The organism is Cohaesibacter intestini (genome assembly GCF_003324485.1).
In the GTDB taxonomy this organism is placed as follows: domain Bacteria; phylum Pseudomonadota; class Alphaproteobacteria; order Rhizobiales; family Cohaesibacteraceae; genus Cohaesibacter; species Cohaesibacter intestini.
The window spans coordinates 222290-247565 of the sequence record NZ_QODK01000004.1; the positions used below are offsets into that span (position 1 = coordinate 222290).

The following is a 25276-nucleotide window of genomic DNA, read 5'->3' on the forward strand; positions in this document are numbered from 1 at the left end:
ACCAAATTTCATCCCAGTTGTTAAGGCTAGTCCATAATGGTTAACAAATCCTGATTCCATCGTGCAAGCCTCGTCTCGTAACTTTACAAAAAAAATGCTATCTCGTTGATTCCTAGGAAATCTTTTCCTACCAGCTTTCTTAATGTTTTACTTTAAGAAACGTTCTTAAGTGATTCACGAGACTCAGCTACGCAAGCGATTACCCAGCTGGGAAATATTTGCCGGTCAAAATCCCTCGAGATAATAATTAACCAATCGGGTAAACGAATCATTACCATGCAGTAGAATCATTAAAGGCTTAGCAATGGTCCAGGAACTTATCGGTAAGGTAGATGACATCTCGCCCAGACACGCCTATGGCCGCGTGACGTCGATTCAAGGGCATCTGGTCGAGGTGGCCGGTCCCTTGTTCGAAATGAGCGTGGGCTCGATGCTGACGATTCATGCGGATGGACGGGAGCCTGCCAAGTGCGAAGTGGTCGGCTTTTCGACCGATCGGGCCCTGTGTTTGCCTTTCTCTGAGCTTGATGGCATTCGTCTTGGCTGCCGAGCCGTGCTCAACGGTCCTGCGGTGATCCGGCCCACCAAGGCGTGGTTGGGACGGATGATCAATGCCCATGGGGAGCCGATTGATGGTAAGGGTCCCTTGCCCCGCGGCCACCATGCTGTGCCGCTGCGACGCAAGCCACCCGCCGCGCATAAGCGGACCCGGGTCGGCGGGCCGATGGATCTGGGGGTCAGGGCGCTCAATACCTTCATTACCCTTTGTCAGGGCCAGCGCATGGGCATCTTTGCTGGTTCCGGTGTTGGCAAGTCGGTGCTGCTTTCGATGTTGGCGCGCAACGCCAGTTCCGAGGTCAATGTGATTGGCCTGATCGGGGAACGCGGGCGCGAGGTGCAGGAGTTTGTCGAGGATGATCTGGGCGAGGAGGGGCTGAAACGCTCCATCGTCGTGGTGGCCACTTCGGATGAAATGGCCTTGATGCGGCGGCAGGCTGCCTATCTTACTTTGGCATTGGCCGAGTATTTTCGCGAAGATGGTAAACAGGTTCTTTGTATGATGGACTCGGTCACCCGTTTTGCTCAGGCGCAGCGGGAGATTGGCTTGGCTGCCGGCGAACCCCCCACCTCTAAGGGCTATACCCCCACAGTCTTCGCAGAACTGCCAAAACTTCTGGAAAGAGCCGGTCCGGGCGAAAAAAATGAGGGAGCCGTTACAGGTCTTTTTACTGTTTTGGTGGAAGGTGATAACCACAATGAACCCGTTGCTGATGCCGTCCGGGGTATTTTGGATGGACATATCGTCATGGAACGGGCCATTGCCGAGAGGGGAAGGTACCCGGCGATAAACATTTTGAAATCTGTTTCGCGTACACTTCCCAATGCTGCCGATCCGGCCTTCTGGCCCAGTGTGTTGAAGGCCCGGCAGCATATGGCGACCTATTCGGATATGGAAGAGTTGATCCGATTGGGAGCCTACAGGCAGGGAAGCGATCCAAGTGTGGATCTGGCCATCGCTCTTCATGAGCCTCTGGAAGCATTTCTCTCTCAAGGAAAGGGAGAGGCGACCAGCTTGGAAGAGGGATACCAAAGGCTGGAAGCCATCGTTGGGGCGCGGTCAGAACAGGGCAATACGGGGCTTTAAGGAGTATTGAGTAATGAAGTCGCGCGAGAGTCTAATCCGTCTGAAACGTTTTCAGGTTGATGAAAAGCGTCGTCAAGTCGGACAGATTGAGTTGATGGTCACGGAATTTCAGGGAATGATCCGTGATCTGGATGCACAAATCGCGGTTGAGGAAGAAAAAGCGGGCATCGATGATATCGGGCATTTCGCTTATCCGACCTTTGCCAAGGCAGCCTTGCAGCGCAAGGAAAATCTGCAGGTTTCCATTGCTGATCTTAATGAACAGCTGGAGCGGGCACAGGACCAATTGCGCGAGGCAATCGGCGAGCTGAAGAAAGTCGAGAAGCTCGAAGAGCGCGACCACCAGCGTGAAATGGCTGCCCGTGAACAGGCCGAGCAGGACGAGCTGGATGATTTCAGCACAATCGGACGGCGCCGCCGCTAATTATGATGCTCGCCCATCCATGGGCACATCGCGCAAAGCGCCGATCATTGTTCCTGGTCTTCTGCATCAGATCTGCGCTTCGTATGAAGCTGCGGGACTGATGCGGTATGACGATGGGGTGTGACCTGCCCCCCCATGATCCGATCTTCGCGAGGGAGCTGTGTACCCCGCGCGAGGCCAACGCAGCATTGTTTCAGACATTTCGATCCGTTCCGCACAATGGCGCGGCCTCCGGGGATGCTCCCTGTTTGGCTTTGGCCATGTGTTTGCCTCGGGTTGGCCCTTGCTCTTGCCCGGTAAACTGCGCTAGAGGGGGCAGGCGCCTTGTTTGGCCACGCCTGTTTCGGGCGCTTGCTGTTTGTCGGGTTGGATCAGATGTCCTTTCTCTTGCCCCTTTTGTTGGCAATTTCCAGTTTTTCCTTCGCCCTCGGGCTGACCCTGCCGCTGGTTTCCCTCGACCGATTGCTGTTCTTCACCGAAACGCCGTCACTGATGAGCATCGTTGTTGGGCTGTGGTACGACCATGAGAAATTGCTGGCGGTGATTGTCTGTGCCTTTTCTGTGGTGTTTCCGGCTGTCAAAATTCTCCTTCTGCATATTGCCGCCTTTCGTGGCAAACGGTCCCGGTCGGTGATCCTGCTGGGGCTGGCGAGCAAATGGTCGATGATGGATGTATTGCTGGTGGCTCTGGTGGTCTTTTCCGCCAAGACCAGCGGGTTGGCTGAGGCCAGTGCCTTGCCGGGACTATGGTTCTATGGCACCGCCACCACCGCCTCGGTTCTCGCGTCGGTGATGATCAAGAAGTAGGGCAGCACCAAACGGCAAGAGATCAGGCAGAGACCAGTATGGACATGCCAATCAGGATCACCAGTGCCCAGACGAGCCGATGCTTGAGATTGCCTTCTCCCAACAACAGGCTGCCCGCCAACACGGTGAGCAACACGCTGATTTCGCGCAACGGGGCGACAAGAGCCACCGGCGTGAAGGTGAGCGCATAGAGTACGAGAATATAGGCTAAAGGATTGAAGACCGCGATGGCAATGACACCCCATTTGTGCTGTTGCCAGTGCTGGCGTATGAGGCCGTGACTGCGCGATGCCACAGGTGCCAGAACCACCATTCGCCCGGCGCTGGATCCATAGTCGATCAGCAGGGGCGGGACGAGATGGACCGACACCGCATAGGCGTCCCATGCGGTATAGCTGCCGATCAGCACCCCTGCAGCCAGTCCGAAGAGGAGGGACGTGCTGACATTACGGGCACCGGATCTGAAGCCCCCGGTCAACATAAGAACGCCAAACACGATTGCGATGGCGCCGGCCGCCATTTGCGGAGTGATGCTTTCATCCAGCAACAGAATCGCAAAGGTCGTGGAGAGCAGTGGGCCGGTCGCGCGGGCTATTGGATAGACCAGCGACAATTCTCCCTTGCGATACCCGGTTTGCAACAGCAGAAAATAGCCGAGATGAAAGGTCGCGCTGCCGAGAATCAGCAAAAAAGTCATGGCATCGAGCTGGGGACGCTCGACAAGCAGGATCCAGAGGGCAAGCGGAAAATAGAGGATGACCGTTACCGTGGAAAAGAGCCAGATCAATTCTGGCCCGCCATTGATCCGCTTGATCAAGACATTCCAGGTGGCGTGACAGAATGCGGCGGTGAGAATGAGGGCAAAGCCAGTGATGGACATTTGAGACTCCAGACAAAATATAGACGTGTTTCATCACGCCCTGTCCATCCCCTCTGGTCTTTTCGTCCTCGGGTGTCTGCCACCGGCTCATAACGGCGCTCGGACCAGCTTGCCCAATGGCAACGGAACCCTAGCCGCACATGGAAAGGCTGGCACCAAGACTAGAAGGGGATCGGCGTCAAATCAATCCCAGATCGGGGCGCATGTCTCCGTGCTATGGGACATGCCATTCCAGTGGAATTGTCTGCGGAGGCTGACGGTTACGGATTTTGAGGATGCAAGTGGGGACTTGTACGAATGCGACGATTCGATGCAGCTCGGATACGGTGCATCTTGGTTGTTTTCTGCGCTATATCCCTTTTGATTTTTTCCTCCAAGAGTCTGTTCCGATTTGGAAAGTCAGGACAAGACGCGTAGAGGCATGACACTTTTGCAAAGGAAGGCAAATTCATGGAAGCGTTGAATGCTCTTGTCAGTTCCATCAACGGAGTCGTCTGGGGACCGTTGATGCTGGTTCTTATCCTAGGGGTTGGCCTGTTTTTGCAGGTGGGTCTGAAATTTATGCCGATCCTCAAGCTGGGCACCGGCTTCAGTCTGCTGTTCAAGGGGCGCGCCGGGCAGGGGGAAGGGCAGATCAGTCCTTTCAATGCTCTGATGACCTCGCTTTCGGCCACTATAGGCACGGGCAACATTGCCGGCGTGGCGACGGCTGTCTTTCTGGGTGGACCCGGCGCTCTGTTCTGGATGTGGATGACGGCCCTGATTGGCATGGCAACCAAATATGCCGAGGCCGTTTGCGCCGTCAAATATCGTGAAACCGACGAGTTGGGCAACTTTGTCGGCGGCCCGATGTATTACATCAAGAATGGTCTGGGCAAGAATTGGCGCTGGCTGGGCTTTGCCTTTGCCCTGTTCGGTGCGATTGCCGCCTTTGGCATTGGTAATGGTGTGCAGGCCAATGGTGTGGCGCAGGTGTTGGAAAGCAACTTTGGTGTCAATACATCCGTCACCGGCGTGGTGCTGATGCTGCTGACCGCCATGGTTATTCTGGGGGGCATCTCCCGCATTGGGGCCGTTGCTGGCAAGCTGGTGCCGTTCATGGCTGTTGCCTATATCATTGCCGGCTTCCTGGTTCTGCTGATCAATATCGGTAATATCGGCGAAGCACTTGGTCTGGTCTTTGCTCATGCCTTCACCCCTTCGGCTGCAGAAGGTGGCTTTGCGGGCGCTGCTGTCTGGGCCGCCATCCGCTTTGGTGTGGCCCGTGGTGTCTTCTCCAACGAAGCCGGTCTTGGCTCCGCCCCGATCGCCCATGCGGCGGCGGCCACCAAAGGGCCGGTCAACCAAGGTCTGGTCGCCATGCTGGGCACCTTCATCGACACCATCATTGTTTGCTCGATCACCGGTCTTGCCATCATCTCTTCTGGTGCGTGGACGTCTGGTGAATCCGGAGCGGCGTTGACCTCGTTGGCTTTTGAAACCACGCTACCGGGCATCGGGGGGACCGTGATTGCGCTGTCGCTTTCGATCTTTGCCTTCACCACCATTCTGGGCTGGTCCTTCTATGGCGAGAAATGCGTTGGCTATCTGATGGGCCATCGCATCCTGATCGTCTATCGTCTTGCCTGGATCGTGATGATTTATTTCGGCGCAACGGCGGATCTTGGTTTCATCTGGCTTCTGGCAGATACGCTCAATGCGATGATGGCCATCCCGAACCTGATCGCTCTGGCTCTGCTCAGCCCGGTTGTGTTCAAACTGACGCGAGACTATTTCGCAACCAATGGTGCCTCGGAAGAAAATTCGGGCGAGTGATCGCAATCCGGGGAGCCGGCTTGACGGCTCCCTTCCTCCTTTCCAATCCCAGTTTATGCAAGGACAAGACCCATGGTCACAAAAATCCTGCTGCCGATTGATCACACCGACTCCCGGTCCTGGAAAAAGGCTCTGCCGATGGCTCAGGAGCAGGCGAAATTCTACGGGGCCGAGCTTCATGTTGTTTCGGTCATTCCCGAAATCATCAAGCTGCCAAACCTGCCGGACAATTATGGTGACGGGGCAAAGGCGCATGTGCGTAAGGTCATCGAAGGCATTTTAGCGGAGCAGGGAACAAGCGATATCGCCATCCATATCGAGGAAGGCAGCGCCTATCGCGAAATCCTCAAGCTGGCCCATGCTGACCATTTTGACATGATCGTCATGGCTTCGGCCAAGGGGGACTTCCCTGATTTTGAAATGGGTCCGCATTTGGGTCGCGTGGTGCGCAACGCCCATTGCACGGTGATGGTTATCCGCGATTGAGTGGTGCGGCGCAGAGCAGCATTCTATGACAGGGGTGAAGGCGAGCGGGGTTGTTCCTGCTCGCCTTTCTCGTTCAGAAGGTGCAGGTCCTGCGGATATAGGGCGTCGAAGGCATTTCTGAGAAAGAGAGGGGTTTCGATAACGCGCCGGGGGTCGCGCCGATGCGCAACCAGTCCATCGATCAGCGTATGATTGTTCGTTCGTTCGCGTGCCAACATGCCGAGGGTTTCACAATGCTGCCACCAGCCGGATACCAGCATGTCGGGGGGGATCTGCTCCCAACTGGCGTGGGTGTTGGTTTCGTGTAAAGTCTTGAAGTAAAGGGGTTGCCGCACGCGACGCAGCGCGCCCAACAGGGTTTGCTGGAGGATCCAGGTGGTGTCGACACAGCAATCTGTGGGCGGATTGTGACGCAGGGCAAGGGCAGGCCAGTCGGCGGGCCGTCGGCGCATCAGGGCTCGGAAGCTGTATCCATTATAGAGATTTTCCATCATATGGCCGATTCGCTCGTCAAGCGTGCCCAGCAGTTCGGACGGCTCCATAATGCCGCCGTGATACTCGATGTCGCTGTAGGCTGCAAAGGTGTCAGGCTCGCTTTCAAGGCAAGAAAGGCATGCTTCCAGATAGGTTGGTGCCAACAGGTCGTCGTGGGGCAGGACCATGAAATACTGGCCTCTGGCCTTGGACAGAACGGTGTTGGTATTGGCCACCCAGCCCAGCCGTTTGCGCTGATTGATCACCCTGATCTTGGGGTGTTTTCGATAGGACTGCAGATCCGGCGTTGGAAGGGCACCGTCATTGGAGACAATGATTTCGATATCGTCCACGCTCTGGGATAGCGCAGACTCCAGCACCCGGGCAATGAAGGGCTGGGCGTCATAGGCGGGGATGCAGATCGAGACGAGGGGGCGAGGCCTTAAAAACCGGAACATGGTTCCCGCTCCAAAATTGCCCGGACGCAGTCCTCGGCACAGCGGGCCGCAGAGGTATATTTTCCGGTTTCAACGCTCCAGTAACCGGGCGCTAACTGCATGGCACCATATCCGTGCCGCTCATGCAGGCGGCTGTTCGGGTCCTGAATGTCCGTTTTGGCTTTGGCGGCGATATAGTCTCCGACGATCCGGGCCTTGGAGATCGGCTGTGTTTCCAACAGGGTCTTGAAGGTTGGGTCAATGGTGGCATAGCCTTGCCAGGTCTTCAGGATCGCAGCTTCATGATCGTCTAACCTTGGAGGCTGATCGCTGACCAGTTCTGCGCAACTGAAACACATACCGACCGGGTACCAACTGCAATAAAGACTGTCTTGAGCCGCACAATAGACGCTGTCGCCATAGGCGCCAAGCATCGCTGTGCTGTTGCGGGGAAGCGCACCGCCAAATGCCGCTCGGGCATTGGACAGCACGACACCGAATTTGTAGCGGTAGAACCATTGCGCATGGTCCGGATGGCCTGATGCGGCATCGAGGTGCCTGCGTCCCGCCCAGGCACAATTGATCACCGTCTCAAACGGCCCTTCTGTGGTCTGCTCTGCCTTGTCTGATGGCATGAGGTCCAGATGCCATTGTTGCTTTTGCGGTCGGATTTTGGTGACAGTCGTGTCCAGACGAATGTCAACCCTTGGGTGGCTGTGGACGCAACGGCGTATTTCCTCAGCGATGGAGGCTGGCCATACGCCCTGTTCGGGTGTGTGAAACAGGGCCTGAAGTGTGTCGTGTGGCGGGGCTGAGGGAGAAACCGGTGCAAAATCCCTGCGGCCCAGATAGGAGGCAGCATTGCGGTTTGTTTGGACGTTAAGATACTGGATCACTTTGCCAAAATGGGCATTGATGGCTTTAACGGACAACATCGAGCTGTGCGGAACGAAATAGTCGAAGCGGTCGTAGATCATTGCCTCGAAGACACGAGACGGGATCCAGCGTTCGAGCAGCGGTCTGAAGCGCAAGGCATCATCAATCATGCGGCGGGCTGTCTGGAAGCTGGTGTCTGCGGCATAGACAAAGCCGAGATGGATTTTCCCTTCATTGGCAAAAGAGGCCCGGGCCATTAACTCAGAAGCCCTGTCAAACAGCACGACCTTGTGCCCTGCTTCGGCCAGCTCCAGGGCGATCAGACATCCGGTCAGGCCACCCCCAATAATCGAAACGGACATTCGCTTCCTCTAACCGGCTTCGCTCGGGCATGCCTTCAAAGCGCGGTGAAGAAATCTGCCCGGATTGGTTGCTTTGTGCTTTTACATCTACCCGGAAGCTACAATTCTTCAGGCGTCAGGGTCAATCGATTATGTGCAGTCTGGTCCAATGAAATGGCTTTGATACAAGCGCTTCGTTGATGGGACGATTTTCATCCCGTTGCCTTTTGGTCAAGGTCGCCCCACCTCCGCTGCCCTTTGGCTTGGCAGCAGAAGTGGGATGGCCCTGTCGCAAACTGGATTGGGTTTGTTCTCAGAGGTTAGATCGTGCCGACAGTCTTCAGCCGGACCCGGGTGTGGATTTCATTCTGGCTCAGAACCGTGGTGTGAGCGCGGAAGCGTTCTATGATCGAGCGCACGAAGGGGCGATTGCCCGGAGAGGTGAGCAGGACAGGAATTTCACCGATCTGGGCGGCATCTTCAAAGCCGTCGCGAACGCTGGCAACGAATTCCTGCAATTTGGTCGGTGCCATGGCCAGCTGTCGATCGTCTCCGTCGCCGATGAGCGCGCTGGCAAATTCCTGCTCCCATGCTGGCGACAGGCTGAGGATCGGCAGATAGCCGCCCGGCGCTTGGTGGCTGGCGCAGATTTGCAGCGACAGACGGGCGCGCACATGTTCGCTGATGGTCTGAATTGAACGGGTGAAGCCAGAGGCATCTGCAATGCCTTCGAGGATCGAGGACAGATCGCGGATCGAGATGCGTTCCGCCAGCAGGGTCTGGAGCACACGCTGGATGCCGGATACCGTGATCTGGCTCGGAACGATGTCATCGACCAGCTTCTTCTGTTCGGACGGCAGCTCATCAAGCAGACCCTGTACGACCGCGTAGGAGAGCAACTCGTCCATGTTGGCCTTGATGATTTCGGTCAGATGGGTGGAGATGACCGTCGCCGGGTCGACAACCGTCAGGCCGAGAATGGCGGCTTCCTCACGCAGGGAACCGTCGATCCAGGTGGCAGGCAGGCCGAAGGTCGGCTCGGTGGTCTTCACGCCGGGCAGGGCAATGTCGCGGCCGGTCGGATCCATCGTCATATACTGGTTCGGATAGACCACACCACGCCCGACTTCGACCTCCTTGACCTTCAGGACATAGTCATTGGCCTGCAACTGGACATTGTCCATGATGCGGACTGCGGGCATGATGAAGCCCATTTCCGAGGCAAGCTGGCGACGCAACGCCTTGATCTGGTCCGTGAGGGCCTGTGAAGCCGAGCCATTGGCCATGCTGATCAGGCCATAGCCCAGCTCAAGGCGCAGCTCGTCCATTTTGAGAGCGGAACTAATCGGTTCTTCCGCAGGTGGGGCTGCTTCGGCCAGTTCTACCTGCTTCTCCTGAATGACCTTTTCAAGGGCTTCGCGTTGCTGCTTCTTGGTGGCCTTATAGGCAAAGTAGCCAGCGGCACCACCGAGTGTGAAGAAGGGGATCAACGGCATGCCGGGCAGGAAGGCCATGATGATCATAATTGCCGACGACATGCCAAGGGCCTTGGGATAGCCGGACAACTGGCGAATAACTGCCGCGTCAGCGGAGCCGGAGACGCCAGCCTTGGAGACGAGAATACCGGCTGCGGTGGAAACGATCAGGGCCGGAATCTGGGAAACGAGGCCGTCACCGATGGTCAGCAGGGTATAGGCCTGTGCCGCATCGCCAAAGGCCATTTCCTTCTGCACCACGCCGATGATGATGCCACCCAGTACGTTGATGAAAGTGATGACCAGTCCAGCAATGGCGTCACCACGCACGAACTTTGAGGCACCATCCATGGCCCCGAAGAAGGCGCTTTCGTCAGACAGATCCTTACGGCGCTGCTTGGCTTGCTCTTCGGTGATCAGGCCGGCGGAGAGGTCGGCATCAATTGCCATCTGCTTGCCGGGCATCGCATCAAGAGTGAAGCGGGCGGCGACTTCGGCGATACGGCCCGAACCCTTGGTGATGACGACGAAGTTGACGGTTACAAGAATCGCAAAGACGATCAAACCGATGATGAAGTTGCCACGGGTGACGAAATTGCCAAAGGCCTCGATGACATTGCCAGCCGCACCGCCCCCTTCATGGCCATAGGACAGGATCAGTCGGGTCGAGGCAAGGTTCAAGGACAGCCGCAGCATGGTGGCGACCAGCAGAACCGTCGGGAAGGCGGAGAATTCCAGCGGCGCGCGAATGAAGAGTGACGTCATCAGGATCAGGACGGAGAAAATGATCGAGATGGCAAGGAACATATCAAGGAAGGCTGCCGGCATCGGCAGGATCATCACGACCAGAATGGTCATGACACCAACGGCAAGGCCCAGATCCCCCTGACGCAGGAAGGTGACAATGCCACCCAGCTGTGCAAGCACAGACGGGCCAGCCGGGGCTGTCCCTTCCGGGGCAGCACCATCAGGGGCTGGAGCCGGGGCGATGGGGGCGTCAGCCATTGTCGCGTCTGCTTCGCTCATGCCGATGTCGTCCTGTCAGTGACCTGTTGGTCTGGTTGAGGGGGGCGGACCCGTTCCCGTGAGATCCGACCTTGTCGTTTAGCTGGCGATGCGCCCTTCACCCGGTTGCGGGATCGAGACGCCTTCTTCGGAATATTGCTTCAATTTGTTACGCAGGGTCCGGATGGAAATGCCCAGAATGTTGGCGGCATGGGTCCGGTTACCAAGGCAATGGTCGAGGGTGTCAAGGATCAGTTCCTGTTCCACTTCGGCGACCGTGCGACCAACGAGATTGCGGGTCACGCCTTCTGCTGCCATCACGGCCTGTGCTGCGGGACCTGAGGCCATGCCGATGATGGTCTGATCCATCCGGCTGCCGTCCGGCATACGCAGGGCTTCGGGTCCGATTTCGGTGCCGGTTGCCAACAGAACCGCGCGGTGCATGGTGTTTTCCAGCTCGCGGACATTGCCTTCCCACTGGTTTGCATGCAAATGGCGGGAGCATTCCGCACTCATCCGGCGCTGTGGCAGGCCATTGGCTTGCGCATATTTGTCGGCAAAATGCTCGGCCAACAGGTCGATATCCTGCGGGCGATCACGCAAGGAAGGGATTTGCAGGTTGATGACATTGAGGCGGAACAGCAAATCCTCGCGGAAGATGCCCGAACGCACTGCGTCGGCCAGATTGCGGTTGGAGGTGGCAATGATGCGGATGTCGACCGATACCGGTTTTGACCCGCCGACCCGGTCAATGGTCCGTTCCTGAATGGCACGTAGCAATTTGGCTTGCAGCCGGATATCCATCTCGGAAATCTCGTCGAGCAACAGGGTGCCGCCATTGGCTTCCTCGAATTTACCGATCCGGCGAGCGACAGCACCCGTGAAGGCGCCTTTTTCGTGACCGAACAGCTCGGACTCGAGCAGATTGTCAGGAATGGCGGCGCAGTTGACCGAGACGAATGGAGCGGAAGCCCGGCGGGAGTTGGTGTGCAGGTGGCGGGCCAGAACTTCCTTGCCGGTGCCGCTTTCGCCGGTGATCAACACCGAAGCGTCACTCGGGGCGATCTGGTTGGCCAGCTGAACAACGGCTCCCATGGCCGGGTCGCGATAGATCAGCGCCCCCTGATCCTGCGAGACAGCTTCCAGAACGGCAGCGATGATGGCCGGATCCGGTGGCAGCGGGATATATTCCTTGGCACCTGCCCGGATGGCATTGACCGCGGCGCGAGCGTCATTTTCGATGCCACAGGCGACGACGGGCAGGGTGATGCGTTCGCTTTCCAGATCGGCAATCAGGCTGGCAATGTCGAGCCGGACATCAACCATCATCAGATCTGCACCGCGACCGGCCCGCAAATGGCTGAGCGCCATGGCGGTGGTTTCGGCATGGGACACCTGTGCCCCCCGGTCAAGGGCAATCTTGGTGGCCTGGGAAAGCTGACCATTCAATGTTCCGGCAATCAAAAGGCGCATGGTTCTCTCCCAATCACTTCTCTGATTTGATGATTTCGGTCATGGTGACGCCGAGTTTGTCTTCGACAAGCACCACTTCGCCACGCGCAACAAGGCGGGCATTCACATAGATATCGACGGCTTCCCCGACCTTGCGATCAAGCTCCAGCACGTTGCCGACATCAAGGTTGAGCAATTCGCTGACGGGCATTTTTGCCCGGCCTAGAATGGCCGACACACGGACCGGCACATCGAAAACGGCTTCCAGATCCGCTGCATTCTTCTGCACATTCTCGACATCCATCGCGCCATTGGCTGCGAGGGACTGGCCATCCTGTTCTTGCAGAGCGAGGCCATCATCTTGATCGTTATCACTCATTGTTCATCTCCATCTGCATCTGGCCGGTCGAGGCAGGTATCTCTGGGTCTTGATCTGGTTGATTGATCTGGGACGGATCATCCAGCTCCGGGTCGGTCGAGAGCGAATCCGCAGAACTGGCGTCAGTCGGGATCGGTTCTTGGTTTGGGATGAAATCTTCGGCTTGGTCCTGTTGCCCCGATGTTTCGACCGGCATCGGTTCAGGGCTGACCTCCCCGTTCATTTCGGAATTCTGGTCGATATTCTGGTCTGAAGGCTCTGACGCCGTTGGCATGTCACTGTCTGCGGCTGCCTCGGTTTCCGCGTCTGCGTCGCCTTGCATGTCATCTTCTGCGTCCGGAATGTGGGCAAAATGATCTTCGAGCAACTGGTCGACCTGACGGATCGCCGAACGCAGATTGCGACCAATGCCGCCATCGGCCCATTCCACTTCGCAGTCACCTGCCAGGATGGTGGAATCCGGAATGATGGTCAGTTTGCCGCTGAAACCCAGCTCCGTCATCTGCTGGTCCACCAGTTCCTTGATCTCGTCGGCAATTTCATCATTCAGGCGAATGGAAATGTGCGGAACCTTTCGCAATGGAGCCAGGACCTGATGCAGCAGAGCCAGAATTTCCGTTTTCGGCTCCTGAGCGACCAGACGTTCTGCAAAGCGCGAGGCAAAGGCGAAGGCAAGGTTGGAAGCATCCTTCTCAAGCCGTTGCAGCAGGGTGCCGACCTCGGTGTAGATCATTGCGATCTCGTCAAACATGGTTCGCTGCAGGCTGAGGCTCTCCTCGCTTGCCAGACGCTCGCGCTGTTCAAGCGCAGCTGCCTCGCCTTCGGCGCGGGCCGCTGCCACTGCCTCCGCAAGCAGGCGCTCATGCTCGGCAACCGTGATCATCGGTTCGGGCGGGATTTCCTCGATCTCTTCCTCGATTTCCGGCTCCGGTGGAGCGGAAAAATCCAGATCAAACAGATAGCGAGCAGCCTGTTGCATCTTGCGGGTTCCAGTTTGCCCCATTGTTTGGTTTTGGGGGCGGGTCAAGTAAGGATCAACGGTTTGATCGTCGGGTTTGGATTTGGTCAGACGGTTGGCCTAGTAAACCAGCTCGTCGTCGTTGTTGCCTTTGGAAATCATGATTTCGCCGCGCGCGGCGAGATCCTTGGCCATGTTGACCATGGTGCCCTGTGCCTCGTCGACATCGCGCAGGCGGACTGGACCCATCGTGTCCATGTCTTCCTGCAACATGGCACCAGCACGCTGGGACATATTGTCGAAGAAGAGTGTGCGGATCGTCTCGTTGGCACCCTTGAGGGCGAGAGCGAGAACGTCTTTCTCGATGTTGGCCAGCACAGCCTGAACACCAGCGGCGTCGAGCTTGGAGAGATCTTCGAAGGTGAACATCAGCTGCTTGATCTTCTCTGCCGACTCGCGGTTTTCCTCTTCGAGAGCGGCCAACAGGCGGGCTTCGGTCTGACGGTCGAAATTGTTGAAGATATCTGCCATCACTTCGTGCGCATCGCGGCGTTGGGTGGTCGACAGGTTCGACATGAATTCGACACGCAGGGTCTGTTCGACTTTCTCGAGAATTTCCTTCTGAATGGCTTCCATCGACAGCATGCGGTTGATGACTTCGAGGCCGAAATCCTCCGGCATGATCGACAGGACGCGGGCCGCATGGTCTGGCTTGATTTTCGAGAGCACCACCGCAACGGTCTGTGGATACTCGTTCTTGAGATAGTTGGCGAGCACGTTTTCCTGAACGTTGGACAGTTTTTCCCACATGTTGCGACCGGCCGGACCTCGGATTTCCTCCATGATCACATTGACGCGTTCATGCGGCAGGAAGGAGAGCAGCAGGCGTTCGGTGGAATCATAGTTGCCGTTGACCGAGCCTTTGGACGACAGGCGGGCGACGAAATCGACGATCAGATTGTCGAGCATGTTGGGCGTGATGCCGCCCAGCTTGGACATGGCAATGGAGACCTGCTTGATCTCGATGTCATCAAGACGCGCCCAGATCGGACCGCCAAATTCATCTCCAAGCGCCAGCAGCAGAATGGCAGCTTTCTCCGCGCCATCAAGGTCGCGTTCTTCATTGCTTGAGGAGACATTGGCAAGGGAGTTCGTTACATTGGTAAGTGCTGACATGATCTTCTACCTCACGCTGCATCCTGAAGCCATAGACGCACGATCTTGGCAGCTTCTTCAGGGTTTTCTTTGACCAGTTCACCAACCTTGAGCAGGGTGTCCATCTGCAGGGCTCCTTGAAGCTGGGCATTCTCGATTGCCTGCATGGTTGGGTGCGGAGTGTCTTCCCCGTCAGGGGCCGGGACAAGTTCCCCATTCTCACCGACAATCATCGGGACGCCATCTGCGCCAATCACAATGTCCGGACTTGCTTCTTCCTGCTGCTTTTCAAACATCCGCTTCATCATTGGACGCAGGACGAAGAACAAGATCAACAGGGTCATCAGGAAGAATGTGCCAAGTTCAACCATGCGGATATAGTCATCCTTGGTGAAGGCAAACAATTCGTCGCCAGAATCGTCGAAAACTTGCTCCGGCCCTTCGGCGAACTGCATGTTGATGACTTCGATCTTGTCCCCACGGGTCTGGTCGTAGCCAACCGCAGAGCGAACGAGGGTTGCAATCTTTTCCAGTTGCTCTGGGGTGCGCGGCTTATATTCCAGCTCACCATTGGCATTCTTTTCATAAACACCGTCCACCAGAACCGCGACCGACAGGCGCTTGATGCGGCCACCCTGAACCACTTCCGTGGTGGTTTTGCGCGAAATCTCGTAATTGACCAGCTCTTCGGTGATGTCGGTGGCTTCCTGACGACCCGGGCCGTTGGCATTGTTGGCATTGGCGTTGGGCAGTTCGTTGCCGACGGTCACGCCTTCATTGCCTTCCTTTTCCTGACTTTTGGCGGTTTCGCTGCGGGTCTGGGTTGAGCGAACCACCTGTCCATCGGGATCAAAGGTGTCGGAGGTCTGGGTGATTTTGTTGAAATCCATCTCGGCGGCGACCTCGATGCGGGTCCGGCCCTGACCGACGATGGAGGAGACAATGTCTTCGACCTGAGTGCGCAAGTGGCTTTCCATTTCGGTGCGGCGCTCTTCAAGACGGGTGGAGAGATAATTGTCATCATTGCCACGGCCCGATGCCAACAGACGGCCACGACCGTCGATGATGGTGACATTTTCGGGGTTGAGGCCTTCTACTGCCGAAGCGACCAGATGCTGGATCGCCTGAATCTGAACCGGGCTCAGATTGCCCTGCAGCTTGACGGCAATGGAGGCGGAGGGCGGTTTCTGCTCGCGCTTGAACAGCGCACGCTTGGGCAACACCAGATGGACCCTGGAACTGCGGACATTGCGAATGGTGCGGATCGAACGGGACAGCTCACCTTCCAGCGCCCGCAGGTGGTTTACATTCTGCACGAAGCTGGTGGTGCCCAGAGTTTCGCTCTTGTCAAAGATTTCATAACCGACATTGCCACCGGTTGGCAGGCCGCTCTCAGCCAGTTGCATGCGCAGGCGCAGGATCTGCTCCTTTGGTGCCAGAATGACTGCGCCTTCATTGCGCACTTCGTGATTTACATTCTGGGATTCCAGCAATTTGGTGATCTGGATGGAATCTTCGAATGACAGGTCGGTATAGAGCGGCGACAGCACGGGCTCGGTCACGCGCATCATGATGAAGGCAAAGAAGCCAATCAGCACAGCGGTCACAACGCCCATAGCGGCAAGTCTTGCCGGGCCCAATGCCTTGATGAATTCCAAAATGCCGTTCACACCACTCACCCTATCATTTCGGGAGTTCGCTCCAAATCACTAGGCAATATTTTCCTAGGAGATGGTTAACAAGATGTTAAGGATTTGGTTAACGAGTGGTTGATGCTGCAGATTGCACCGATGAAAATGACTCAAAAGCGGTCTTTTTTTTCCATTCAGTCGAAAAAGAATTGGGTCACCCTGTGGGAATGTATGGCTAGAACGCCTTTGAGGGGCAGCTGCCTTGTTAATTATAACAGGGTGTCATCGCGTTTCTTTGGGGGAGGTGAGGGGGGCAGAAATGAATGCCTTGCCACACGTAAAAAGGTCGAGGGAAGCCCCTCGACCTTTTCGCAAGGTTTGCCAGTCCGAAATGCCCCGGGCTGGAACTGTTACCGATATTGCTGAATCCGTGTGGCACGGAGACCGGCCAGACCATGTTGATCAATAGAGCTTTGCCAACTGAGAAACTCCTCAACGGTCAAAGTGTATTTATCACAGGCCTCTTCCAGGCTCAGCAGTCCACCGCGGACGGCAGCAACAACTTCGGCTTTGCGCCTGATCACCCACCGTCTCGTATTTTCTGGTGGAAGATCAGCCACAGTCAAAGGACTCCCATCGGGGCCGATGACATATTTTACTCTCGCACGTACTTGATCGGTCATTGTACTCTCACACTCAACCTGACCTCATCATGGAAGAGCATAGGACAATGCCTTTAAAAAAAGCCTAAGCCTCTGGATACACTTTGGTAATAGTTTTTTTCAATTTGAGGCAGTTGTTGCAGATTGAGAGCCTGGCCTTCATTTTTTTCCTTTTGCGCCAACGGGGGCAGGCTGCAAAGAAGGTTAACACAATCCTACCTCAGGCCTCCAGACTGGGGCCAAGCCGCAAATTGCATCACTTGTCGTGTGCAAAACGGATCAGGCAGTGCCGCTGTCGGTGGGTCGGGCGACGGATTTGATTTGTGAGGTGGGAACCGACTTGCCGTTGATGATCAGCATGGGTTGGCTTGAGGACAGATCGACATTGTCGACCACGCCGGTCATATCCGTGTCGACCGAGATGGCGGCGCCTTCGGCATCCTTGGCGTTGATCTGGATCCAATAGGTGCCCGGTGCCATCCGGTTGCCGGAGCTGTCTGTGCCGTCCCACTTGAAGGTTTGTTGGCCTTCTGTCAGCGAGACGTCGGCTTCATTGTAGACGATATCGCCCGCATCGTTGCGGATGGTGATTTCAGCAGAGCCGGCGCTCTCGGACTCCAAACTGTAATCGACACTGCCATAACTCGACAGATTGCCACGTGAGCCATCAACGGTAACGGTCGTGCCAACGAAATTGAGGACGCCCAGTGCGTTGGACGACGTCATCATGTTCGCCAGATTTTCAAGCTGCTCGTTTGACTTGATCTGCTGTTCGATGGCGGAAAACTGCACCAACTGCTCGGTGAATTTCGAAGAATCCATCGGTTCCATCGGATCCTGATTCTGCAACTGTGTGGTCAGCAGGGTCAGAAAGGTCTCGTAATTCTGTACGAGTCCCGTTTTGTCCTGCGCACTGTTGGAAACGGCTTGCGATGTGATGTTACCGATGGTGGTCATGATCGTTACTCCAGAGACGCGGTCAGATTACCAGATTGACGCCAGTCGACGCGACATAGCTGCCTGAATGGGTGGGGTGGGTGAGGGATGGTGTAGCCTGTTCCTCGGCGAACCCATCTGACTTGGTGCTTGAGCCGAAATTTTCCTGCTCCATGGCTTGTTGCTGGTCATGAGCCATCTGTTGGCCACTATCCTGCTGATCCATTAGCGAAAATTCGAGGCCTTGTTTGTCGAGATTAAGGCCGCTTTGCAGCAGGCTGCGTTCCATCATCCGCTGGTCACGCATGAACATGTCGAGGGTCTCGGGCCGTTCGACAAACAGATGTGCCCGGGTCTGACCATCCGAGCCAATGGTCAGGCGGACATCGACCTTGCCCAGATCCGCCGGGTCAAGGCGGATTTCGAAGCGGGTTTCACCACGCATGGCGAATTTGGAAATCTGGGCGGCCATGGCCTGTGCGTTGGCAGCTGCCGCCTGTTGCGGCACATGGCCGGTCCGGGCAAAGTTTTCCATGCCGGTCAGGCGCACGGTGGAGCCGTCACCCTGTATCGGGGTCATGCCGTCGACCTTCAATGTCGGGTCAGACTGCATAGCCATATCCTTGAGACCTGCCTGATTGTCGATTCCTGCCATCATTTTGGTGAAGGCATCGGCTTTCGGGGCCTGACGCAGTGTGCCGCTTTCCACCGATGCCACGGTCAGAGGATTGACCGTTTTCGGGCGTGCGGGTTCGTCACCGGCATCCGCATCGGCGTTGGCCGTGTCATCGGACGCCGTCGTTTGCTGTGGGTCGTTGGTGACCTGCTCTGCGCCCTTGCGGCCTTGGGTCATGGCGTTGAGAGCAGCCTGAGTCTGGCTTTGCTGAGCCTCCGGCGTGGCTGACTGCTTCGTCGTGCTGGCAGCCTGATCAGTGCGCTCAGAGACAGGAGCGTCCTGCTGTGCAGACTGAGGCTGAGTTGACGATGGTGTCTGTTGCTGGGTGACCTGCGGGCTGTCTTCATGCTGCTGTATGGTCACCATCTTGGCCAGAGCATCTGCTGATTGATCAGACGATGCCTCGCCAGTCTCCGTCTGTGGTTGAGACTGGGCAGTGTCGATCGAAACGGTTTCACCCGTGACGGTCTGGACCTGATGGCTGCTGACCGATTGGCTCACCGGTTCTGCGATGGCGTCAGATAGAGGGGCCTGTGCCAGTTCGGTCTGTACGGGATCGATTGGCGCTGGGGTAACCTGCTGTCCATCTGCGTCCAGCACGGGTTGGGCTTGGATATTTGCCTTTCCCTCGGTGTCAGCCTGTTCGGTCGCTGGTTGTTGTCCTGTTGTCTGGGCGCTGGCGTCTTGCGTGGTCGGAGAGGCACCGGCTTTGGTCGTGGCAACCAGTTCGGCGGCTTTCGCTGCGGATTCTTCGTTTGCCGGTTGCTGTGGCGTGCTCTCACCAGTCAATCCATCGGCAAGGCCAGACGGTGCTTGCCCTTCGGAGGCCTGCGAAGAGGCGAGCTGCGGCGTTGTTACCGGGTCGATGGTCGGGGTTTGGGCCGCATTCTGAGATGTACTCAGGGGCGCGTTGAGGGCCGCATTCTGGGTCACCGTCTGGGTAGAAGCCTGATCCGCATCCTGACTTGCGGGCTGGGCCGCATTTGCCACAGTGGTCTGCTGGCCTGTTGCGCCTGTCCCTGTCTGCTCCGAAGCAGCAATGTTGGCGTTAGCTGCATCATTCAACGCCTGTGCCAGTGCATCGGCAGATTGGCCAGCATCGGGAGCATTGGGTGTCTGAGCAGCTGCCGGTTGGGCCGCCAATGTGAGGTCCGGCTGTGAGCCTTCGGCCTGCTCTTTGACCACTGCATCAGTGTCAGGCTTGTCATTTGATGTGGGCGTCTCGTCGGACTGCGCTGTCGGGCGCGGCTGTGATTGATCCGTGCCTGATGGGGCCGCATCCGTTTTGCGTGCCTCATTGGCCTCTGTCCGTGGCTGATCCGAAGCGTCTGGACGCGTGTTGGCGGTTCTGGTGTCTTGCGCTGGCGCTTCCGTGCTGGCCTTTTCATTTGGTCGCGTGTCTGGACGGGTATCTGGACGGGTATCTGGCCGTGTGTCCTGCGCGGCAGTCCGGACCCCTTCATCCGCACGTGCACGCCGTGCCTCGGCCCGCTCATTGTGGGCGCGATCATTCTGTGCACGGATATCCTGTGCGCGCGCATCCTGAGCACGTTCATTGCGCTCGAATGCTTGCCGGTCTTCGCGTTGCAGGGAGGCCTCGCGCCGGTCCTGATTGCGCAAATGGCTCTCGAAACTGGACGCGGATGCATCCTGTTTTGGGGAAGACTGTTTGTTCGCAGCCGGATTGGTCGGAGCTGTGAACGGGTCTGAAATGACGGAATACTGAGATACCATACCTGTCCTCATTGCGCAGTGTCTGATCTAAGTATTCAAGAATTGTGCCAGAAATTTTCAGAAAAATTAGTCTATTAATTCAAAGGCTTGTGTTTCTACTTAGTGAGAGTTCCGCGCTTGGCAGGTCAAAAACTGCCGGGGCTTGGCAAAAACTGCCGGGTCATGCAGGGGGCATGGACAACGAAAATTCTCCTTTTCCCTTCCAAAATCAGCCAAAGACGCTATATATGAGCCAAAACACATACCGGCAGTTATGCATGCAGGACCAGAGCTGTTTGCCGGAGACAAGAAAGAATGGAATCGATTGATGTTAAACAGTCTCGATTTGCCTGGTCGCCCAGAAGACACCCGTGTTGTCGTTGCCATGTCCGGCGGAGTAGATTCCTCGGTTACCGCAGCTTTGTTGAAGCATCAGGGGTATGATGTCATCGGCGTGACCCTGCAGCTCTATGATCATGGCAAGGCCATGCACCGGGCCGGTGCCTGTTGTGCCGGGCAGGATATTCAGGATGCGCGCCGGGTGGCAGAGCATCTGGGCATTCCGCATTATGTGCTGGATTATGAAAGCCGCTTCAAGGAAGCGGTGATCGACCGCTTTGCCGAAAGCTATCTGGCAGGGGAGACACCCGTGCCCTGTGTGACCTGCAATCAAACGGTCAAGTTCGAGGATCTGCTGGCCACCGCCAAGGAGTTCGGCGCCGATTGTATGGCGACCGGGCACTATATTTCTTCCAAGATTGTGGGCAACCGCCGGGTGCTATTCCGCCCGTCCGATGAAGACAGGGATCAGACCTATTTCCTGTTTGCTACAACACAGGACCAGATCGACTTTTTGCGCTTCCCATTGGGTGGCATGCCAAAGCCGGAGGCCCGTGAGTTGGCCCGTGAGCTTGGTTTGGCGGTTGCGGACAAGCAGGACAGTCAGGATATCTGTTTCGTGCCGACGGGCAAATATACCGATGTGATCGAGCGCCTGCATCCCGGTGCTGCCGAGCCGGGGCAGATCGTGCATATCGATGGCCGCGTGCTGGGCGAGCATCAGGGCATCATCCGCTTCACAGTCGGTCAGCGTCGGGGGCTTGGTATTTCGTCCAGCGATCCGCTGTATGTTGTCAAGCTCGATGCCGAGCGCAAGCAGGTGATTGTTGGCCCGCGCGAGGCGCTGGTGACCCGTCGCCTGAAGTTGCGTGAAGTCAATTGGCTTGGGCCGCAATCGATTGCCGAAATCCCTGATACCGGGCTTGAGATCTTTGCCAAGGTCCGTTCGACACGGCCGCCGAAAGAAGCTTTGCTGTTTGCAATGGCTGACGGCTCGTTCGAGGTCGAATTGCTCGATGGTGAGCAAGGGGTGGCGCCCGGTCAGGCTTGCGTCTTCTATAATGGCGTTGAGAAGGAAGCCCAGCTTTGGGGCGGCGGCTGGATTGCCAGCACGACCACCGAAGTGGCCATTCCTGCCTCGATCGGCATCAGTGCTGCTGAGTGATCGAGAACGTTACGATGGTGTAGAAAAGCCGGCTCAAACTAGCCGGCTTTTTTCGTTTGGAGCTTGTGATGATCAGGGGCTATCGCTCAGCAAGGGGTCAAAGGCCCCTTCAAGGTAGGGTTCGAACTTGCGCCATTGTTGTGAGCTGTCCTGATAGACGCTTTGACGGACCTGTTGTTGCGAGGCTGTGCGTACGACACGCTGGTTCTCCTCTGGCGACAAAAGGCCATCTTCCCAGCTGAGGTTCAGATAGTCCGCCAACCGGTGGGTTTCTGCTTCCTGATCGGCGACCAGCTGGTCATAATTGAGGCGGTAAATCTGGCCGGGATATTCCGCGTGCCAGACCTCCATCAGGTCGCGATAAAGACCGTAATAGGCGATCAGGTCCTTGATATTGTAACAATAGCCAAGGCCTTGATTGCCGAATGTGTGCTTGTAGTTCGACCAGCAGGTGGCGATCGGGTCGCGCTCGACATGGACGATTTTGGCTTCGGGATAGAAGATCCGGATCAGATTGAGAAAGCGGAAATTCTGCGGCATCTTGTCGGTTACAAAGGCCTCACCCTTGGTGAGTTCCTGCAAAACCTGATCGAAAATACTCCGGAAACCATCGATGGTTTCAGATGTCAGAAGGCTTCGCTCGCTGACCAGTGCATTGCCCAACGTGCCGAATTGATCGAGCTCTCCTGCCGCACCGACCGTAGAGTGGGACGAGACAATCTGCTCAACCAGAGAGGTGCCAGAGCGCGGCATGCCGACAATGAAGATTGGCACCGTTTCAGTGGGAGCAGGTGTCGGTAGATCCAGTTGTTTGATGAAATCGGTATGGTATTGCTTGATATTGGCAAACAGTGCCCGGTCCGTTTCTATTGAATAGTCCAGCATCCGGCTTCGGATGTCGTTGCCCTGATGCAGATAGGTGACGGCGACGTCCAGCTGGCCGAGATCTTCATAGGCCTTGGACAGGGCGAAGGACAGGCAAAAGCGGCCTTCGTCGGACAGGTCGCCTTCCTCAAGCAAGGCGCGCATGGCTTGGACTTGCCAATCCTCTGCGGTAAATGTCTTGATCGGGCTCAGCTTGTGATGGGCGCCGATATGGCGCGGATTGTGCTGCAGCGTATCATGGAAACCGCTGCGGGCGGCGTCGAGATCACCCATCTCAAGCAAGGCGAGCGCGCGATTATAATGGGTCGAGGCCTCATCAGGATTGAGAGCCAGTGATTGCTGAAAGCTTGCAATGGCCGCTTGATGCTGATCGAGGCGGGCAAGGGCGCTGCCGCGCACATTGTGCAACAAAATCGAGCTGGGAAAATGGGGTAATAGTTTTTCAGTGGCCTCAAGAGCTTCGGCAAACTGTTTTCGCTCCAGCAATTGGCCCAGTTGGACAGCGGCGGCATGTGGCAGGTCTGCTGTGGCTGACTGATCTGTGTCGCTGGTGATCAGGGCTTCCAGTTTGGCGAGATCCTTGTTCATCACTCCGTGCAGTTTGGCTTGTTCAAGCACCGCAGTTGCCTCGGGGAACATGCTCAGTGCAATCAGCGTGTCGATATAGCTGATCCAATATTGGGGCAGGTCGGGGCGCTGTTTGAGCGCAGCGCCAAAAAACTGGATCGCTTCGGCGGGTTTGCCGACCGCGACCGCGAGGCTACCCATATGATGATTGGCGATGGGGTGATCCGGCTCGCTGTTCAGTACTTCAGCGAAGGCCTGTTCAGCTGCCTGCCACTGCCCGTTGGCCTGCGCTTTCGCGCCTTTGGTAAGCAGATCATCCGTGCTTTGTGTCATCTTCGAGCCTCACACGCTTCTGGGTCCCTGCCGCGAAACAACCGAATCAACGACAGGCGGCGCCTGAGGGCACGGTGAGGGAGGTCAACACAGATGGCAAGAGGGCGGCGTGTGTGTATGTGGAAGGCCCGGCCGTGAGGGCGCATGCGACCGGCGCGCAAGCGGCCGACACGCACCCCAAAAGCCCATACGCATGTCTCGTAAAGGCATAAGCAGGTGCTTACGGAGCGGCAAAGCAGCTTTTGTGCAATCGACCAGAGGGAGGGGACGCTTCATTTTGGGGTCATCCGGTTTGGACCGGGCAACCTCACTCTGTTTAGAAGGACATTCCTTGATGAAGAAAACCATTCTGTTTGCTGCCGCCGCTATCGCTCTTCCATTTGCTGCTCATGCCATGCCTGTCGTTGGTGATCATGTCGGCACCTCCCCTGATGCGGCGCGCACCGCCCTTGCCTCCGCTGGCTGCACAGTCAGCAAGTTCGAAGCAGAAGGGGGCAAGATCGAAGCCAAATGCCATGACGCTTCCAACAAACGTTGGGAAATCTATATTGATCCAAAATCCGGCAATGTCACCAAAATCAAGGCAGACGACTGATGTCATCGTGTCGTGAAAAGAATGAGGGCGACGTCGCGTCGCCCGCTCTTTGGGATCCGCTGGTGCGGTTGACCCATTGGGCCATAGCGGCCTGTGTCATTGTCAATGGCCTGATCAGCGATCCCGGCAAGGCGCTCCATGTCTGGATTGGTTGGGCGGTGCTTGGAATCCTTGCCGTGCGATTGGTGTGGGGCCTGATCGGACCTTCCGAGGCTCGCTTTGTCTCGTTCCTGCCTGATCCGCGGGCTGCCGTACTGTATGTCATTGATTTGATTCAGGGAATTCGGCCGCGTGACTATCCCTCGCATAATCCCGCAGGGGCGTTGATGGTCTATGCTCTGTGGGCCTCATTGGGTATCGTGATTGCGACCGGGTTGATCATGACCGATGCCGGTTCTCCCATGCAGGTTGCGGCGGAGCAGGCGGCTGTTGAGGCCGGAGACTGGTCGCTGCTTGCGCAGAATGCTCTGGATGTTGACAGCGAAATCTACATGGCGATCAAGCATGCTGCAGGCTTTGTGCATGAGGTGACCGCCAATCTGCTTATGTTCCTTGCTGCTCTGCATGTGGTAGGGGTGTTTGTGGAAGGGCGCGTGATGCGACGCAACCTTGTCAAACCCATGCTTCTTGGAGACAGAAAGTGACTGTGACGATTTCCTCGAAAGGCAAAACGGCCGCGTTGACCCTGTTGATCATTCTGCAGGGGATTGCGGCCATTTTCTATCTGGCCGATGCGATCGGCGATACCTTTCGAGGTGCCGAGACCGTCGAGACTGCGATGGAGTTCTTTGCGTCCCTGATGCTGCTTGCTGGGCTTGTCTCCGGCATTCTTCTGTTGCGCAATCTGATGGCGCAGCTTGCAGACACAAACCGTGCCCTCGACGTTGCCCGAGGGCATCTGTCCAGCGTGGTCACTCGGCAATTCGAGCTTTGGGCCTTGACGCCTGCGGAGCGGGAAGTGGCTTTGTTTGCCCTCAAGGGGCTGGATGCTGCGGAAATCGCTACTCTTCGCAGTGCTGCCAAAGGCACCGTTCGCGCACAATTGACCCGGATCTATGCCAAGGCCGGGGTTTCCAATCGGGCGCAGCTGGCGGCCTTCTTTGTCGAAGATTTGCTCTCAGGGCCAGTCGAGACGTTGCAGGAATAAGGTCAAGCGCCATTTTCG

22 protein-coding genes are annotated in these 25276 nt (G+C 56.7%); 9 read left to right on the plus strand and 13 right to left on the minus strand.

From position 1 onward, the window contains the following. The first annotated feature begins 304 nt into the window (after positions 1–304). The 3 genes from fliI (at position 305) to DSD30_RS15675 (ending at position 2876) form a co-directional block, all read left to right on the plus strand. Positions 305–1645 (plus strand): flagellar protein export ATPase FliI, encoded by a 1341-nt coding sequence (fliI, locus tag DSD30_RS15665; protein WP_114010659.1) that lies wholly within the window; start codon positions 305–307, stop codon positions 1643–1645. 13 nt (positions 1646–1658) lie between these two features. Next, positions 1659–2069: a flagellar export protein FliJ gene (fliJ, locus tag DSD30_RS15670; RefSeq protein ID WP_114010660.1), complete on the plus strand. Its 411-nt coding sequence runs from the start codon at positions 1659–1661 to the stop codon at positions 2067–2069. Positions 2070–2444: 375 nt separating this feature from the next. Then, the gene (locus tag DSD30_RS15675; RefSeq protein WP_114010851.1) at positions 2445–2876 is read left to right on the plus strand and encodes a paraquat-inducible protein A; all 432 of its coding nucleotides are present in this window, start codon (positions 2445–2447) and stop codon (positions 2874–2876) included. A 22-nt stretch (positions 2877–2898) separates the two neighbouring features. Here DSD30_RS15675 and DSD30_RS15680 read toward each other — a convergent pair whose 3' ends face one another. Then, the gene (locus DSD30_RS15680) at positions 2899–3756 is read right to left on the minus strand and encodes a DMT family transporter (protein WP_114010661.1); all 858 of its coding nucleotides are present in this window, start codon (positions 3754–3756) and stop codon (positions 2899–2901) included. 450 nt (positions 3757–4206) lie between these two features. Here DSD30_RS15680 and DSD30_RS15685 point away from each other — a divergent pair, with 450 nt between their 5' ends. After that, positions 4207–5571 carry an alanine/glycine:cation symporter family protein gene (locus tag DSD30_RS15685; RefSeq protein ID WP_114010662.1) on the plus strand — a complete coding sequence of 455 codons (1365 nt, stop codon included), beginning with the start codon at positions 4207–4209 and terminating at the stop codon, positions 5569–5571. Positions 5572–5643: 72 nt separating this feature from the next. Then, positions 5644–6057: a universal stress protein gene (locus tag DSD30_RS15690; RefSeq protein ID WP_114010663.1), complete on the plus strand. Its 414-nt coding sequence runs from the start codon at positions 5644–5646 to the stop codon at positions 6055–6057. 23 nt (positions 6058–6080) lie between these two features. Here the strand turns inward: DSD30_RS15690 and DSD30_RS15695 are convergent, their stop codons facing one another. The 11 genes from DSD30_RS15695 to DSD30_RS15745 all read right to left on the minus strand — a co-directional run bounded on the left by DSD30_RS15695 (position 6081) and on the right by DSD30_RS15745 (position 20248). Then, on the minus strand, positions 6081–6989 hold the full coding sequence (locus DSD30_RS15695) for a glycosyltransferase family 2 protein (RefSeq protein WP_114010664.1): 909 nt from the start codon (positions 6987–6989) through the stop codon (positions 6081–6083). After that, the gene (locus DSD30_RS15700) at positions 6974–8206 is read right to left on the minus strand and encodes an FAD-dependent oxidoreductase (RefSeq protein ID WP_114010665.1); all 1233 of its coding nucleotides are present in this window, start codon (positions 8204–8206) and stop codon (positions 6974–6976) included. The genes DSD30_RS15695 and DSD30_RS15700 overlap by 16 nt, the downstream gene beginning before the upstream one ends. Positions 8207–8505: 299 nt before the next feature. Then, the gene (gene flhA, locus DSD30_RS15705) at positions 8506–10686 is read right to left on the minus strand and encodes a flagellar biosynthesis protein FlhA (RefSeq protein WP_280955317.1); all 2181 of its coding nucleotides are present in this window, start codon (positions 10684–10686) and stop codon (positions 8506–8508) included. 78 nt (positions 10687–10764) lie between these two features. Then, on the minus strand, positions 10765–12138 hold the full coding sequence (flbD, locus tag DSD30_RS15710; RefSeq protein ID WP_114010667.1) for a sigma-54-dependent transcriptional regulator FlbD: 1374 nt from the start codon (positions 12136–12138) through the stop codon (positions 10765–10767). Positions 12139–12151: 13 nt separating this feature from the next. Further along, entirely contained in the window at positions 12152–12496 is a 345-nt protein-coding gene (gene fliN, locus DSD30_RS15715) for a flagellar motor switch protein FliN (protein WP_114010668.1), read from the minus strand. Then, positions 12489–13475, minus strand: a complete 987-nt coding sequence (locus tag DSD30_RS15720; protein ID WP_157967734.1) for a FliH/SctL family protein — start codon at positions 13473–13475, stop codon at positions 12489–12491. Before DSD30_RS15720 ends, fliN begins: the two co-directional genes overlap by 8 nt. Positions 13476–13574: 99 nt before the next feature. Then, positions 13575–14630 carry a flagellar motor switch protein FliG gene (gene fliG / locus DSD30_RS15725; protein ID WP_114010670.1) on the minus strand — a complete coding sequence of 352 codons (1056 nt, stop codon included), beginning with the start codon at positions 14628–14630 and terminating at the stop codon, positions 13575–13577. A gap of 11 nt (positions 14631–14641) precedes the next feature. Then, positions 14642–16279, minus strand: coding sequence for a flagellar basal-body MS-ring/collar protein FliF (gene fliF, locus DSD30_RS15730; protein ID WP_114010671.1), 1638 nt, complete (start codon positions 16277–16279; stop codon positions 14642–14644). Positions 16280–16650: 371 nt separating this feature from the next. After that, positions 16651–16923, minus strand: a complete 273-nt coding sequence (sciP, locus tag DSD30_RS15735) for a CtrA inhibitor SciP (RefSeq protein WP_114010672.1) — start codon at positions 16921–16923, stop codon at positions 16651–16653. Positions 16924–17181: 258 nt separating this feature from the next. Next, the gene (locus DSD30_RS15740) at positions 17182–17859 is read right to left on the minus strand and encodes a flagellar hook assembly protein FlgD (protein ID WP_114010673.1); all 678 of its coding nucleotides are present in this window, start codon (positions 17857–17859) and stop codon (positions 17182–17184) included. A 22-nt stretch (positions 17860–17881) separates the two neighbouring features. After that, on the minus strand, positions 17882–20248 hold the full coding sequence (locus DSD30_RS15745) for a flagellar hook-length control protein FliK (RefSeq protein ID WP_157967735.1): 2367 nt from the start codon (positions 20246–20248) through the stop codon (positions 17882–17884). Positions 20249–20552: 304 nt separating this feature from the next. Here DSD30_RS15745 and mnmA point away from each other — a divergent pair, with 304 nt between their 5' ends. Then, positions 20553–21731, plus strand: coding sequence for a tRNA 2-thiouridine(34) synthase MnmA (gene mnmA, locus DSD30_RS15750; protein WP_171021889.1), 1179 nt, complete (start codon positions 20553–20555; stop codon positions 21729–21731). A gap of 72 nt (positions 21732–21803) precedes the next feature. Here the strand turns inward: mnmA and DSD30_RS15755 are convergent, their stop codons facing one another. Beyond that, positions 21804–23516 carry a tetratricopeptide repeat-containing sulfotransferase family protein gene (locus DSD30_RS15755; protein ID WP_114010675.1) on the minus strand — a complete coding sequence of 571 codons (1713 nt, stop codon included), beginning with the start codon at positions 23514–23516 and terminating at the stop codon, positions 21804–21806. 334 nt (positions 23517–23850) lie between these two features. Between DSD30_RS15755 and DSD30_RS15760 the strand changes: the two genes are divergently transcribed. The 3 genes from DSD30_RS15760 to DSD30_RS15770 are packed head-to-tail and all read left to right on the plus strand — an operon-like array spanning position 23851 to position 25258. After that, positions 23851–24111 carry a PepSY domain-containing protein gene (locus DSD30_RS15760; RefSeq protein WP_114010676.1) on the plus strand — a complete coding sequence of 87 codons (261 nt, stop codon included), beginning with the start codon at positions 23851–23853 and terminating at the stop codon, positions 24109–24111. Continuing rightward, complete coding sequence (locus DSD30_RS15765; RefSeq protein ID WP_114010677.1) at positions 24111–24755, plus strand: cytochrome b/b6 domain-containing protein; 645 nt, start codon at positions 24111–24113, stop codon at positions 24753–24755. Before DSD30_RS15760 ends, DSD30_RS15765 begins: the two co-directional genes overlap by 1 nt. Further along, positions 24752–25258, plus strand: coding sequence for a helix-turn-helix transcriptional regulator (locus DSD30_RS15770; RefSeq protein ID WP_245418502.1), 507 nt, complete (start codon positions 24752–24754; stop codon positions 25256–25258). The genes DSD30_RS15765 and DSD30_RS15770 overlap by 4 nt, the downstream gene beginning before the upstream one ends. Positions 25259–25276 lie beyond the last annotated feature (18 nt).

What these genes read in the sequence shown, in the direction of transcription:
- DSD30_RS15685 (WP_114010662.1), top strand. Translation starts at nt 4,207, where the DNA reads ATGGAAGCGTTGAATGCTCTTGTCAGTTCCATCAACGGAGTCGTCTGG.
- DSD30_RS15680 (WP_114010661.1), bottom strand. Translation starts at nt 3,756, where the DNA reads ATGTCCATCACTGGCTTTGCCCTCATTCTCACCGCCGCATTCTGTCAC.
- DSD30_RS15765 (WP_114010677.1), top strand. Translation starts at nt 24,111, where the DNA reads ATGTCATCGTGTCGTGAAAAGAATGAGGGCGACGTCGCGTCGCCCGCT.
- sciP (WP_114010672.1), bottom strand. Translation starts at nt 16,923, where the DNA reads ATGACCGATCAAGTACGTGCGAGAGTAAAATATGTCATCGGCCCCGAT.
- fliG (WP_114010670.1), bottom strand. Translation starts at nt 14,630, where the DNA reads ATGTCAGCACTTACCAATGTAACGAACTCCCTTGCCAATGTCTCCTCA.
- DSD30_RS15760 (WP_114010676.1), top strand. Translation starts at nt 23,851, where the DNA reads ATGAAGAAAACCATTCTGTTTGCTGCCGCCGCTATCGCTCTTCCATTT.
- DSD30_RS15695 (WP_114010664.1), bottom strand. Translation starts at nt 6,989, where the DNA reads ATGTTCCGGTTTTTAAGGCCTCGCCCCCTCGTCTCGATCTGCATCCCC.
- fliN (WP_114010668.1), bottom strand. Translation starts at nt 12,496, where the DNA reads ATGAGTGATAACGATCAAGATGATGGCCTCGCTCTGCAAGAACAGGAT.
- DSD30_RS15700 (WP_114010665.1), bottom strand. Translation starts at nt 8,206, where the DNA reads ATGTCCGTTTCGATTATTGGGGGTGGCCTGACCGGATGTCTGATCGCC.
- DSD30_RS15755 (WP_114010675.1), bottom strand. Translation starts at nt 23,516, where the DNA reads ATGACACAAAGCACGGATGATCTGCTTACCAAAGGCGCGAAAGCGCAG.
- fliI (WP_114010659.1), top strand. Translation starts at nt 305, where the DNA reads ATGGTCCAGGAACTTATCGGTAAGGTAGATGACATCTCGCCCAGACAC.
- DSD30_RS15675 (WP_114010851.1), top strand. Translation starts at nt 2,445, where the DNA reads ATGTCCTTTCTCTTGCCCCTTTTGTTGGCAATTTCCAGTTTTTCCTTC.
- DSD30_RS15740 (WP_114010673.1), bottom strand. Translation starts at nt 17,859, where the DNA reads ATGACCACCATCGGTAACATCACATCGCAAGCCGTTTCCAACAGTGCG.
- fliJ (WP_114010660.1), top strand. Translation starts at nt 1,659, where the DNA reads ATGAAGTCGCGCGAGAGTCTAATCCGTCTGAAACGTTTTCAGGTTGAT.
- DSD30_RS15745 (WP_157967735.1), bottom strand. Translation starts at nt 20,248, where the DNA reads ATGGTATCTCAGTATTCCGTCATTTCAGACCCGTTCACAGCTCCGACC.
- DSD30_RS15690 (WP_114010663.1), top strand. Translation starts at nt 5,644, where the DNA reads ATGGTCACAAAAATCCTGCTGCCGATTGATCACACCGACTCCCGGTCC.
- flhA (WP_280955317.1), bottom strand. Translation starts at nt 10,686, where the DNA reads ATGAGCGAAGCAGACGCGACAATGGCTGACGCCCCCATCGCCCCGGCT.
- DSD30_RS15720 (WP_157967734.1), bottom strand. Translation starts at nt 13,475, where the DNA reads ATGCAACAGGCTGCTCGCTATCTGTTTGATCTGGATTTTTCCGCTCCA.
- flbD (WP_114010667.1), bottom strand. Translation starts at nt 12,138, where the DNA reads ATGCGCCTTTTGATTGCCGGAACATTGAATGGTCAGCTTTCCCAGGCC.